This is a genomic window from Tsukamurella strandjordii, from assembly GCF_039525985.1.
In the GTDB taxonomy this organism is placed as follows: Bacteria; Actinomycetota; Actinomycetes; order Mycobacteriales; family Mycobacteriaceae; genus Tsukamurella; species Tsukamurella strandjordii.
Genome location: NZ_BAAAII010000001.1, coordinates 1 through 13,100 on the forward strand (window position 1 = coordinate 1; position 13,100 = coordinate 13,100).

Genomic DNA, 13,100 nt, shown 5'->3' on the forward strand with positions numbered 1-13,100 from the left:
CGGCCGGGCGTCCCGTCGGGGGCGATGCCGCGCCCGTCCGCACCCGCGCCGCAGCGCGCCCCGGCGCCGCAGGCCCGCCCCGCGGTGCAGCGTCCGCCCGGGCCGAACGGCTCGGTGTCCCCGGGCGTCCTCGCACTGGTCGGCGTGGCCGTGCTCGCGTTGATGATCCTGGTGCTGATCATCGCCTTCGGCTGAGCCCGCGGGCCTTCGGCGTGGCCCCTGGGGCGGGTGTGAACCGAGGTGCCGGACGGGCCGCCACGGCCGGGCCCGTCGCGCCGAACCTGTCGGTGCGAGCGCCTACACTCGAATCGCAGCGATGAGATTTCCAACCGAAGATGGGTCGAGGTGACCGAGCGTGCCCGCGCAAGATTCATTCGTGCATCTGCACAACCACACCGAGTACTCGATGCTGGACGGTGCGGCCAAGGTCGATCCGCTCTTCGCCGAGGCGAAGCGGTTGGGAATGACCGCGGTCGGCATGTCCGACCACGGCAACATGTTCGGCGCGTCCGACTTCTACAACACCGCGGTCAAGTACGACATCAAGCCCATCATCGGGATCGAGGCGTACATCGCGCCGGAGTCGCGCTTCAACACCAAGCGCGTGCGCTGGGGCGATCCCTCGCAGAAGGGTGACGACGTCTCGGGTTCGGGCGCGTACACCCACATGACGATGGTGGCCGAGAACGCCACCGGCCTGCGCAACCTGTTCAAACTCAGCTCGCTCGCTTCGATCGAGGGTCAGCTCGGCAAGTGGTCGCGTATGGACGCCGAGATCATCGCCGAGCACGCCGAGGGCATCATCGCCACCACGGGCTGCCCGTCGGGCGAGGTGCAGACGCGGCTGCGGCTCGGGCACGAGCGGGAGGCCCTCGAGGCCGCCGCGAAGTGGCAGGAGATCTTCGGCAAGGAGAACTTCTACCTCGAACTGATGGACCACGGCATCGACATCGAGCGCCGCGTCCGCGAGGGCCTGCTGGAGATCGGCCGCCAGCTGGGTATCAAGCCGCTGGCCACCAACGACTGCCATTACGTCACCAAGGACAAGGCCGAATCGCACGGCGCGCTGCTGTGCATCCAGACCGGCAAGACCCTGTCCGACCCCACCCGGTTCCAGTTCGACGGCGACGGCTACTACCTCAAGTCCGCGCAGGAGATGCGAGACCTGTGGGACTCGCAGGTGCCCGGTGCCTGCGATTCCACGGTCGAGATCGGCGAGCGGGTCCAGTCCTACAAGGAGGTCTGGGAGCACAAGGACCGCATGCCGCGGTTCCCCGTGCCCGAGAACCACACCCAGGAGTCCTTCCTCGAGTCCGAGGTCATCGACGGCCTGAACCGGCGCTTCCCCGACGGCCCGCCGGCGGACTACGTCGAGCGCGCCAAGTACGAGCTCTCGGTGATCAACGAGATGGGCTTCCCCGCGTACTTCCTCGTGGTCGGCGACCTCATCGCCCACGCCCACGAGGTGGGCATCCGGGTGGGCCCGGGCCGTGGTTCGGCGGCCGGCTCCCTGGTCGCCTGGGCGCTGGGCATCACGAACATCGACCCCATCCCGCACGGCCTGCTGTTCGAGCGGTTCCTCAACCCCGAGCGCGTCTCGATGCCCGATATCGATATCGACTTCGACGATCGTCGCCGCGGCGAGATGATCACGTACGCCTCGGAGAAGTGGGGCTCGGACAAGGTGGCTCAGGTCATCACGTTCGGCACCATCAAGACGAAGGCCGCCATCAAGGACTCGGCCCGCGTCATCTACGGCCAGCCCGGCTACTCCATCGCCGACCGCATCACCAAGGCGCTGCCGCCGCCCATCATGGCCAAGGACATCTCGGTCAAGGGCATCACGGACCCGGCGCACGAGCGGTACAAGGAGGCCGTCGAGGTCCGCCAGCTCATCGAGACCGATCCCGATGTCAAGAAGATCTACGACATGGCGCTCGGGCTCGAGGGCCTGATCCGCAACGCCGGTGTCCACGCCTGCGCGGTGATCATGTCCTGCGATCCGCTCACCGATGCCATCCCGGTGTGGAAGCGCGCGCAGGACGGCGCCATCATCACCGGCTGGGACTACCCGTCGTGCGAGGCCATCGGCCTGCTGAAGATGGACTTCCTGGGCCTGCGCAACCTCACCGTGATCGGTGACGCGCTGGCGAACATCAAGCACAACCGCGGCATCGAGCTGGACATGGACCAGCTCCCGCTCGACGACGAGACCACCTACCAGCTGCTGCAGAAGGGCAACACCCTCGGCGTCTTCCAGCTGGACGGTGGCCCGATGCGAGACCTGCTGCGCCGCATGCAGCCCACCAAGTTCGAGGACATCGTGGCCGTGGGCGCCCTGTACCGCCCCGGTCCGATGGGCATGAACGCGCACAACGACTACGCGGATCGCAAGAACGGGCGGCAGCAGGTCAAGCCGATCCACCCGGAGCTCGAAGAGCCGCTCAAGGAGATCCTGGCGGACACGTTCGGTCTGATCGTGTACCAGGAGCAGATCATGCACATCGCGCAGAAGGTCGCCGGGTACAGCCTCGGCCAGGCCGACATCCTGCGCCGCGCGATGGGTAAGAAGAAGAAGGAAGTCCTCGACGAGGCCTACGGCGGTTTCCAGCAGGGCATGCTCGACAACGGTTTCTCCCAGCCCGCCATCACGGCGCTGTGGGAGACGGTGCTCCCGTTCGCCGGCTACGCGTTCAACAAGTCGCACGCCGCCGCCTACGGCCTGGTCTCGTACTGGACCGCGTATCTCAAGGCGAACTACCCGGCCGAGTACATGGCCGCGCTGCTCACCTCCGTCGGAGACGATAAAGACAAGGCCGCCATCTACCTCGGCGACTGCCGCCGTCTCGGCATCACCGTGCTCCCGCCGGACGTCAACGAGTCCTTCCACGCCTTCACGTCGGTCGGCGAGGACATCCGGTTCGGCATGGGTTCGGTCCGCAACGTGGGCGAGGGCGTGGTCAACTCCATCGTCAACACGCGCAAGGAGAAGGGGAACTTCACCTCCTTCTCCGACTACCTCGCGAAGATCGAGGTGGCGGCCTGTTCCAAGAAGGTCACCGAATCCCTCATCAAGGCAGGCGGTTTCGATTCGCTGGACCACCCGCGCAAGGGACTGTTCCTGGTGCACAGCGACGCGATCGAGTCCGTCCTGTCCACCAAGAAGGCCGAGGCCGTGGGCCAGTTCGACCTCTTCGGTTCGATGGGCGACGAGGACGGCGGCACCGAGCCGATCGACGACGTCTTCACCATCAAGGTGCCCGAGGAGGAGTGGGACGGCAAGCACAAGCTCGCGCTCGAACGCGAGATGCTGGGCCTGTACGTCTCCGCGCATCCGCTCGACGGCGTGGAGCACGTGATCGCCGCCCAGACCGATACGCCGATCCCGGCCATCGTCGAGGGCGATGTGAAGGACGGCACCCAGGTCACCGTGGGCGGCATCCTGCAGTCGGTGAACCGGCGCGTGAACAAGAACGGTGCCCCGTTCGCCTCCGCGCAGATCGAGGACCTCTCCGGTGGTATCGAGGTCTTCTTCTTCCCGCAGGCCTACGCCGCGTACGGCGCCGAGGTGGTGGAAGACGCGGTGGTGCTGATCAAGGCGCGGGTGAACTTCCGCGACGACAAGGTGACGCTGATCGCGAACGACATCGCGCCGATCGATCTCTCGCAGATCGGTGTGGCCAAGCCCCTCTCGCTCACGATGCCCACCCGGATCTGCACGCAGGACAAGGTCTCCGCGCTCAAGCAGGTGCTGCAGCGCCACCCCGGCGTCTCGGATGTGCACGTCAAGCTGGTCAGTGGAGACAAGGCCACCACCCTGCGGCTGGACGACACGCTCCGGGTGAATCAGTCGTCATCGCTGATGGGAGACCTGAAGGCCCTGCTCGGCCCGAACTGCCTCAGCTGAGGTGGTTCGGGGGCTGACCGGACCCGAAACGACGAACGCCGCTGAGGAGCTCCTCAGCGGCGTTTCTCGTCAGCGCGGTCAGGCGCGCGCGTGCACCGCGCGGGCGGCCCACCAGACCGCCACGCCGGCGCCGGCGGCGACCAGCACCGCGGGGGCGAAATTCGCGCCGCCGGTGGCCGCGGTGAGCACCACGCCGAGTGCGAGGACGACCATCGCCACGAGCACGGCCTCGGCCTTGTAGAGGGGCCAGCGCACACCGAAGACGTCGACGGTGCGCCGGTCCGCGGGGGAGCGGCGGGCGGAAGTCGAGGATGCGGCGATCACGGTCATGATGTTGATGGTAGCCGGTGACTGAGGTTTCGGCTACCCGAACTCACGCTCGGGCGGGTCCATCTGGGAAGATGAATCCCGTGTTGCGCTGGATCACCGCAGGAGAATCGCACGGCCCCGCCCTCGTGGCCCTCGTGGAGGGCATGGTCGCGGGCGTCGAGGTCACGTCGTCGGACATCGGCGCGCAGTTGGCGCGCCGCCGTCTCGGCTACGGCCGGGGTGCGCGCATGAAGTTCGAGGCCGACAAGGTCACGATCCTCGGCGGCGTCCGTCACGGGCTCACCCTGGCGGGTCCGATCGCCATCGAGATCGGGAACACCGAGTGGCCGAAGTGGGAGCAGGTCATGTCGGCCGACCCGGTCGATCCGGCCGAGCTCGACGGTGTCGCTCGCAATGCGCCGCTGACCAGGCCGCGTCCCGGGCACGCGGACTACTCGGGAATGCTCAAGTACGGCTTCGAGGACGCCCGCCCCGTGCTGGAGCGAGCGAGCGCCCGCGAGACCGCGGCGCGGGTGGCCGCGGGCACCGTGGCCCGGAACTTCCTGCGCCAGGCCCTCGGCGCCGAGGTGATCAGCCACGTCATCTCCATCGGGGCGTCCGAGCCCTACGTGGGCCCCACCCCGTCGGCCGCCGATCTGGACCGGATCGACGCCTCGCCCGTGCGGGCCTTCGACGAGGCCGCGGAGCAGTCGATGATCGCGGAGATCGAGGCCGCGAAGAAGGACGGCGACACGCTGGGCGGCGTCGTCGAGGTGGTCGTCACCGGACTGCCCGTGGGCATCGGATCCGTGACCTCAGGCGATACCCGGCTCGATGCGCGGCTCGCCGGCGCACTCATGGGTATCCAGGCGATCAAGGGCGTCGAGGTGGGCGACGGTTTCGAGACCGCCCGCCGCCGCGGTAGCGCCGCGCACGACGAGATGCTGCCCGATCGGGGCGGCGTGCTCCGCTCGACCAACCGTGCCGGCGGCATCGAGGGTGGCATGACCAACGGCGAGGAACTGCGCGTTCGCGTCGCGATGAAGCCGATCTCCACGGTTCCCCGCGCCTTGCGCACCATCGACATGCAGACCGGTGCCGAGGCCGTCGCGATCCACCAGCGCAGCGATGTCTGCGCGGTGCCGGCCGCGGGCGTCGTCGCCGAGGCGATGGTCGCCCTGGTCGTGGCCCAGGCAGCCCTGGAGAAGTTCGGCGGCGACAGCCTGGGCGAGACCCGCAGCAACATCGAGCGGTACTCCGAGCAGGTGGCGGCGCGGTTGCAGCGGGTGACGCCCGAGGCGATCTGATGGGCACCGCGCCCCAGCGAGCGCCGCAGGGGCCGGCCGCGATCTTGATCGGCCCGCCCGGGGCGGGTAAGACCACCATCGGGCGGCGCCTGGCCAAGGTGCTGCGCGTGGAGTTCCTCGACATCGACGAGGAGATCGAGCGCCGGGAGGGCCGCACGATCCCGCAGATCTTCGCGGGCGACGGAGAACCCGCCTTCCGGGCCATCGAGGAGCGCGTCGTGGCCGATGTGGTGGCCGCACACAACGGTGTGGTCTCCCTCGGTGGTGGGGCCGTGCTGGCCGAGCGCACGCGTGAGCTGCTCCGCTCTCACCAGGTGGTCTACCTCGAACTCACCGAGGAGGAGGGCATCCGGCGCACCGTCGGGACGGCCCGCCCGCTCCTCAAGGGCGACGATCCGGCCGCCGCCTACCGTGCGCTCATGGCGCGCCGCACGCCCATCTACCGCGAACTGGCCACCATCCGCGTGTCCACCGTCGGGCGCGCGCCCGGTTCGGTGGTCCGGCAGGTGCAGCGCCGCCTCAAAGACACCGCGCCCGCGCGGGTGCGCCGCAGCCCGTGGCCGCTGCTGCCCGCCGTGCTGCGCACGTCCACCAAGAATCGATCGGAGTAGCAGAAGATGTCGCAAGATTCCCCCGTCAAGGTCCGCGTGGATGCCGGTAGCCCGTACGACGTGATCATCGGCCGCGGCCTGCTGGACGAGACCGTGGCGGCCGCGGGCGAAGCCACCAAGGCGGCGATCTTCTACCAGCCCACGCTGGCCGAGACCGCCGAGGCGCTGCGCAAGGCGCTGGCCGACAAGGGGATCGACGCGCATCGCGTGGAGATCCCGGACGCCGAGGCCGGGAAGGACCTGCAGGTCGCCGGTTTCTGCTGGGAGGTGCTGGGCCGCATCGGCCTCAGCCGCCAGGACGTGATCTACAGCCTCGGCGGCGGCGCGGCCACCGATCTCACCGGCTTCGTGGCCGCCACCTGGATGCGGGGCGTGCCCGTGGTGCACATCCCCACCACGCTGCTGGCGATGGTCGATGCGGCGGTGGGCGGCAAGACCGGCATCAACACCGATGCGGGCAAGAACCTGGTGGGCTCGTTCCACGAACCGCGCACCGTGATCGTCGATCTCGCGACGCTGGAGACGGTGCCGCGCAACGAGATCGTCGCGGGCATGGCCGAGGTCATCAAGACCGGATTCATTGCCGATCCGGTGATCCTGGACCTGATCGAGAAGGACCCGCAGGCCGCGCTCGATCCCACCGGCGAGGTGTTGCCCGAGCTGGTGCGCCGCTCCATCGAGGTCAAGGCGAAGGTGGTCTCCGCCGATCTCAAGGAGTCCTCGCTGCGCGAGATCCTCAACTACGGCCACACTCTCGGGCACGCGGTGGAGCGGCGCGAGAGGTACCGCTGGCGCCACGGCGCCGCCGTCTCCGTGGGCCTGATCTACGCGGCCGAGCTCGGCCGTCTCGCGGGCCGGCTCGACGATGCGACCGCCGACCGGCACCGGACGGTGCTCGAATCCGTGGGCCTGCCCACCGGTTACGACGCCGACGCCTTCGGCCAGCTGCTCGAGTACATGGGCAAGGACAAGAAGAACCGCGCGGGCATGCTGCGATTCGTGGTGCTCGACGGCCTGGCCCGGCCCGGCCGGCTGGAGGCGCCGGATCCGTCGCTGCTGGTGGCGGCCTATTCCGCCGTGGCGAAAGAGGACTCCGCGCCCGGCGGCGCCATCCTGCTCTAGCTGCCGATCAGCGTTCAGCCTCCGTCGTCATCCCGTCGACGATTCGACCCGTCACGTCGGAGTCCGACGGTTTAGCGCTGCACTGTTTCGCCATCAGGATCACGTTGCGTACCAAGGCGTACGACGTGACGCAGTACGCACTCGGACCGTTGATGCTCCAGTTCAAGCGGTTGGCGGCCGGGGTCGGAATCCGTCGTGCCTGCCAGGTCGCTCCCTCGAACATGTACGACGAGCATCGTTCGATCGCGTTCTCGGTAGTCCGGTAGGACCGGTCGGCTGCTGCGGCGTCACCGAACGCCGCTGCACGGATACCGAAGGCCAACGGGGATTCCGCGCCCGACTGCAGCTTTGTGTACTTGTCGACAGTCGTCGACACCGCCCCGGTCCACGTGGTCTCAGAATCGGGTTGCGCGGTCGGACGGCAGGCGCTCGGTTCCACAACCACGTCCGGTGCGCGCTCGTAGCTTCGACGGGGAGTTGCGAGCTGCAATCCGGAGAGTGTCGAGACTGAATCGGCAGTGGGGAGCAGCTTGTCCGTCCGGGTCGCGACGGTTGCGGGTCTGGTGGTCGTCGTCGCTGGCACAGAGGCAGCGGAGGTAGCGGACTTCACGCTCGCTGCTACTTTCTGTTGTACCTGGGCGAACGACGTCCCGAACGCCTGGACCACCCGCGCGCTTCGCGTCCACCGCCAACGTTGCGGTCTACGAGGACTCCGCATTCTGGATGTGGGCCATCACCGAGACCCTGCGCCACAGCGGCCTACGCATTGAAGAGCTCACCGGACTGTCCCAGCTCAGCGTTCGCCAGTACCAACGCCCCAACGGGGAGGTCATCGCCCTGCTCGTCGTCGCGCCCTCGAAGTCCGATCGTCAACGCGTCATCCCCATGTCCACCGAACTGTTCCACGTCGTCGCCTGCATCCTGCGACGCATCACTGGCCCCGACGGCACTGTGCCGCTCGCGACCCGATACGACGACAACGACCGCACAACCAGCGACCCGCAACCGTTCCTGTTCCAGCGCCGTATCGGGCAGCGTCGCGAGGTCATGACCGCTGGTTCCATCGGCATCAGCCTCCGCAAAATCTGCACCTCCCTCGCCGAGACCGACCCCAGATTGGCCGGGCTGCACTTCCGGCCGCACGACTTCCGCAGGCTCTTCGCTACAGATCTGGTCAACAACGGCCTGCCCATCCACATCGGCGCCGCCCTCCTCGGGCACCTCGATCTGGAAACCACCCGCGGCTACGTTGCCGTATTCGAAGAAGACACCACCCGCCATTACCAAGCCCACCTCCAGCGACGGCGCGCCCTCCGGCCCACCGAGGAATACCGCTCCCTCACCGCAGGGGAGTGGACCGAATTCGAAGAACACTTCGACAAACGCAAAGTCGAACTAGGCTCCTGCGGGCGCTCCTACGCCACCCCGTGCAGCCACGAACATGCCTGCATCCGCTGCCCCATGCTCCACGTCGACCCCCAAATGATCAGCCGGCTCACCGAGATCGAGGCCGATCTCCAATACCGCCGCCAGCACGCCCACGACCGGGGCTGGCTCGGCGAAATCGAAGGCATCGACCTCACCCTCACCTACCTCCGCGACAAACTCCACGACACCCAGCACCGCGCCACCAGAGGCACCGCACTGGGACTCCCACACCTGCGTAGTACGCCAAGGTAGGTCAAGATGGGACGAAACTGGCCGCGACGGGAGGATGCCCCACGCGATACCTGCCTCCCGGAATTATGCTACGCAGCGGTGGACGGGAGCGCACTACCGTCGCGCACCACTATCGGGGACACTCCGCTAAGCGAGTGGCGTTCGAAGCATGTGTAGCTTCAAGAAGGAAAGAAGCCACTAGCGCGTCCACGCACCGATTTCCACGAAACAAGGTGCCGTGCCCAATTCCGGGAACAACTATGCGACGCAAACGGTTCCCTCGCTGAACAAGAGTGGTGTCTATCGAATTCGCCTGGCTCGCGACAATGTCCACCTGGTGACCTGCCGAGAGGATGTCCAGATTCGTCGGGACGATCACGGAATCGCCCTCGTGCCCCCTGATTGCGGCAGCCAGCTCTGGCGTACACAGCCCCTCAGATAGCTCCAGAACGTCTATGTCGTAGTCAGGTATCTGGCGAGTGAGATCAGGCGCCTCGTTGGTCGAAGGAGAAGAATCAGCACACTGATACATCTCGGCCACATCTGCGGTGCTCTGATATCTTCCTGAAGGAAGCCTTCCGAAATAGATGTCGGCCATTCCTGTAAGTCTGTTTGATTTCCCGCTCAACGATAGCTCACGCAGCCCATTCAGCAGATCGATCGAGTCTGATTGCGTCGCCGACAACAGCACCGCTGCAAGAAGATCGCCTATCGACAGGCGAGGCTCGCCGCCGGCTCGCAACTCTGCAACAATGGAGCTAATTGCTGCAGAGTACAGTTGGCGGATCTCATCACCATCAGGTGAACGTGTAACGACGGTGTCGTAGGCTGCACGTAGCTGACGGCTCGAGTCCGCGACCCTATCTGAGGTGGGAGTGACGACTCCGTCGAGCACGAGCCGCCCAGTCTTACTGGAATAGTTCGCGCCGAAACGCATCGCAACGCGAGTACCGTAGCTCACGCCTACCACGGATACTCGTTCGGTGCCAGTCGCGACCACTACGGCATTGATCTCGTCCGCGGCTGACGTTGCGCCCAGAGGAGACAGTCTACGAGCGGCAGCCCTACAGCGTTCTGCAATCTGGTGCTCCCGAAGGGCGCGACGCTGAATATCCGCGTCATCACGGAGTGAACTGTTTATAAGGGTCAGATTGCGGCGTTCCCAGTCGCGGTCGTCGAATGTCCGGCAGGCAGCGTCCGGAGTCGCCCGCCCCGTCCCTCTATGATCAATCGATAGAAGTGACGCTCGTTGCGCCAGTTCAGGGGGAATGGCGCCGCTCCGCAGAGCGTTGGATAAGAACTCGATTCCTGATTCCCCAGGCCCACCCGGTTCAATTACGATCGTTTCTAAAGTAGAGGGCGTCTCTGCGCTTTGCGCCGGGAGGGTGCGTAGGTAAGGCACCCGAACTTCCCCGCCTTCACCATTGGGGAATGCAACGTAGCCGCAGCTCGTTGCGATTCGAGTTGAGGATGAAATTCCAAATTGCTCGCAAGGCACCCGATCGTGCGCTCTAGGGCGTGAGCTTATGCTACGGATGTCTGATACACATAAGGTCGCTACCAGAATGAGAACGATACCGAGTTCGACCCCGCGCCTAGTGGATATTCGCAAAACGCGCGTCAATGCCGGAGGCTAGCGGAGCTCCGTGGTGCAGACAGCGAGCTTACGCACCTTGTAGGAGAATCCTACCTCCGGGCAAATCGATGCATCTGGTACTCCGGTCCGGAGAAGCGAGGCCTTAAATGTCCGATGGCCAGAGGGGACCCTGCAATCGGGCATGCTCGTTGCCGCTGACGCGGTCATTGCGATACATTTACCGGAACCCCAGTTGTAATCCAGGCATGCGGTGTATGATGATTCGCCGTTATTTCGGTAGAACCGATTATCCGAGTCTGCAATGCAGTCATCGGGCAACTCCTGGACGGAGTTCACGGTATAAGTTGCCTCGCTGCAATCGGACGGGACAAATTTCTTCGGTCCGTCGATCGGCGCTTCGATGTTTCCGCAGGAGTTGACCGCCGGCGCTCCTTGGATCGGCTTGGAGGTAGGTGCGCGATGTGCTGTACTCCAGGCCGTTGAATCGAAATTCCCTTGCATCCCTGGGGATGATGGCGAATTCTCGTCACCGGAGCATCCGGAGACCAGAAGTAGAGCGGCCCCGGTGATGACCAATTGTGCGGCTGACCGGGTTCGGCTTGAGGCCCGTCTAGTCATTTGCTCGCCTTCTTCAGGACAGGGAGAGTCATACCAACGGAACTGCTATTGCATCCGCGATCTTTAGCCCACTCATCAGGGAAGTTATTGTACCCGTTGTTTCCCTTGACATAGCCGGGGAAGTATACCCCAGGAGGAACCGCTGAGAAGGTGAGAGTGTCTTCTGCAGTGACGGTCTGGGTGTAGTTCCGATAACACCATCCAGTGACGACCCAACTACCTTGCGTTTGCAGGGTGATGTCGGTCTCTGTCAGGACTACTACGTTCTTGGACTTCGCTAGGTCGCCAGCAAGACGGTCCGGGAAGCCCAGTCGATATTTTGCCTCATCTACCGTCTTACCCACGAGTTCCGCCAAAGGAACCATTTCTGAATTCTCTAGTTCGCTGGTATCTACTGAAGTAGCGCTAACCACCTTGGGTTGTACGGTTACTTCTCGCTCGGTGTCAGAGCACGCGGTACTGGTCGCTGCAATGCACAGTGAACCGAGCATCACGGTGAGTCTACGGAGTTTACTGGCGTGGTGCATTATCATCCTCGACCGCCCGATACGCCCGCAGGGCCGGCGTAACCGCCGCCTCGGTTGGCCTTACCGACCCACGTAGTTCCTGGCTGGCCCTTGAGGCCGATTACCGTCGTCTTTTCCGGGCCACTGAAGCCATTAGCGGGGACGGACTTGATTGACACATCGTACATGCAGGTAACGGGGAACGTTCCCCAGGTCTCCCCGGCAGGAACATCCAGCTCGCTCTCCAAGCTCTCTTCTGCGGAGTTGGTAGATGTGGTAGTCCGGCTCACCGTTCCCGTAACCTGCTGGGTTAGCTTGCCGCCGATCTCGGCCAGCTTGACGCCGCCACCCGCGCTTTCCTCGGCGCCGAGAGCGACCGCTAGAGAGGTCGAGTTTTCCACGGCCAAAGACGTCCCCACCTTGATTCCACGCTTGATCTTGTGAGGCCCCTGAGTCCAGTCGATTGCGGGGGTGCCGAGCGGTACATCACAGTTCTTTCGGACAATTCGGGTGATTTCAAGGTCATAATTGGCCTTGCAATCGTCCTCATCCCAAGGGTTCCATTTACTGTCACTATCCTCGTCCGCATGGGAACCGGCAGGGCACTGTTTGGTGTCCTTATTCTTCTTCCCTTGATCCGGGCCCTTGATCTGAACATTGCAGTTGCCATCGCAGATCGTCGCTACGAGCTTGGGGTCAGGGTCACTGGGCTGGACATCTGTCCAACCTGATCCCACGCTGCTCGCGACACCGAGTTGGCGAAGAGCCAGGGCGCACTTCTGCTGCTGCGTGCCGGGACGCTTCTCCTGGGAAGTCGTCGACGGCTGTTCACCGGGCGGCTGCGTCTCGGTGGGCTGAGTACCTTGCGTCGGCGCCTGCCCGTTCGGCGGCTGGCCGGTGGGGGCAGGGTTCTGCGTGGGTCCGAAAATGCCGTTCGGGTTCGTCGTCGCCGGCTGATTCGGTGTCTGGACGTTCATTCCGTTGCCACCCTGGTTCGGGGTGGGCTCGGATGGAGCTTCGGTTGGCTGCTGCCCAGGGATTGCTGTGGTGGTCGGCGCTTGCGGGGCCGTCGTCTGTCCGCCGGTGGGGTCACTGGTGGGACCGGTGGGTTGTGGTCCGGGCGGGCATGTTGGCGAGGAGCCGGGGATGCACGGTTCCGCGGCGGCGGGAGCCGGTACTTCGGCTGTGCTGTAGATGAGCCCGCCTGCGACGAGCGCAGTCGCGGTGGCGAGCGAGGCCATGGCTCTCGCGACTCTGGTCCTTCGTCTCGCCGGCTGTGGTCCGGTGTGCGTCATCTCGTAGATCCTCCCAGTGAGCTGCACTGCTCGTGCGTCGATGCCGAACTCGAAGACCATGGCATTCCGTTCACGGCACTAGTCCGACTAGCTGCTATGGGCAGGTATGCGCAGGTTAAAAGGTTCGTTGTGCACCGTACCTCACAGAGACGGGCCCGTCTACAGCATC

Annotated in this window: 10 protein-coding genes and 1 pseudogene; 6 read left to right on the forward strand and 5 right to left on the reverse strand. The window is 65.2% G+C overall.

Annotation, left to right across the window (positions count from 1 at the left end):
* A pseudogene (locus ABD108_RS00005) lies at positions 1 to 195 on the forward strand (hypothetical protein); the annotation flags it as partial.
* Positions 196 to 355: 160 nt separating this feature from the next.
* Complete coding sequence (gene dnaE, locus ABD108_RS00010; RefSeq protein ID WP_343928900.1) at positions 356 to 3,907, forward strand: DNA polymerase III subunit alpha; 3,552 nt, start codon at positions 356 to 358, stop codon at positions 3,905 to 3,907.
* A 78-nt stretch (positions 3,908 to 3,985) separates the two neighbouring features.
* Here the strand turns inward: dnaE and ABD108_RS00015 are convergent, their stop codons facing one another.
* Positions 3,986 to 4,237, reverse strand: a complete 252-nt coding sequence (locus ABD108_RS00015) for a hypothetical protein (RefSeq protein ID WP_343928901.1) — start codon at positions 4,235 to 4,237, stop codon at positions 3,986 to 3,988.
* A gap of 71 nt (positions 4,238 to 4,308) precedes the next feature.
* On the opposite strand from ABD108_RS00015, the gene aroC reads away from it, so the two are divergent.
* From aroC to aroB, 3 genes are read left to right on the forward strand one after another with little or no spacing between them, the layout of a single operon-like run.
* Positions 4,309 to 5,523 (forward strand): chorismate synthase, encoded by a 1,215-nt coding sequence (gene aroC / locus ABD108_RS00020; protein WP_220655769.1) that lies wholly within the window; start codon positions 4,309 to 4,311, stop codon positions 5,521 to 5,523.
* Positions 5,523 to 6,134: a shikimate kinase gene (locus tag ABD108_RS00025; protein WP_343928902.1), complete on the forward strand. Its 612-nt coding sequence runs from the start codon at positions 5,523 to 5,525 to the stop codon at positions 6,132 to 6,134. The genes aroC and ABD108_RS00025 overlap by 1 nt, the downstream gene beginning before the upstream one ends.
* 6 nt (positions 6,135 to 6,140) lie before the next feature.
* A complete protein-coding gene (gene aroB, locus ABD108_RS00030; RefSeq protein ID WP_343928903.1) occupies positions 6,141 to 7,256 on the forward strand; it encodes a 3-dehydroquinate synthase in 1,116 nt (371 codons plus the stop codon).
* 7 nt (positions 7,257 to 7,263) lie between these two features.
* On the opposite strand, the gene ABD108_RS00035 is transcribed toward aroB, so the two are convergent.
* Complete coding sequence (locus ABD108_RS00035; protein WP_343928904.1) at positions 7,264 to 7,974, reverse strand: sensor domain-containing protein; 711 nt, start codon at positions 7,972 to 7,974, stop codon at positions 7,264 to 7,266.
* Positions 7,975 to 7,979: 5 nt separating this feature from the next.
* Here ABD108_RS00035 and ABD108_RS00040 point away from each other — a divergent pair, with 5 nt between their 5' ends.
* Positions 7,980 to 8,936 (forward strand): tyrosine-type recombinase/integrase, encoded by a 957-nt coding sequence (locus ABD108_RS00040; RefSeq protein WP_343928905.1) that lies wholly within the window; start codon positions 7,980 to 7,982, stop codon positions 8,934 to 8,936.
* A gap of 109 nt (positions 8,937 to 9,045) precedes the next feature.
* Here the strand turns inward: ABD108_RS00040 and ABD108_RS00045 are convergent, their stop codons facing one another.
* The 3 genes from ABD108_RS00045 to ABD108_RS00055 all read right to left on the reverse strand — a co-directional run bounded on the left by ABD108_RS00045 (position 9,046) and on the right by ABD108_RS00055 (position 12,613).
* The gene (locus ABD108_RS00045) at positions 9,046 to 10,413 is read right to left on the reverse strand and encodes an alpha/beta hydrolase (protein WP_343928968.1); all 1,368 of its coding nucleotides are present in this window, start codon (positions 10,411 to 10,413) and stop codon (positions 9,046 to 9,048) included.
* 713 nt (positions 10,414 to 11,126) lie between these two features.
* Positions 11,127 to 11,621 (reverse strand): hypothetical protein, encoded by a 495-nt coding sequence (locus ABD108_RS00050; protein ID WP_343928906.1) that lies wholly within the window; start codon positions 11,619 to 11,621, stop codon positions 11,127 to 11,129.
* 38 nt (positions 11,622 to 11,659) lie between these two features.
* Positions 11,660 to 12,613 (reverse strand): hypothetical protein, encoded by a 954-nt coding sequence (locus ABD108_RS00055; RefSeq protein WP_343928907.1) that lies wholly within the window; start codon positions 12,611 to 12,613, stop codon positions 11,660 to 11,662.
* Positions 12,614 to 13,100 lie beyond the last annotated feature (487 nt).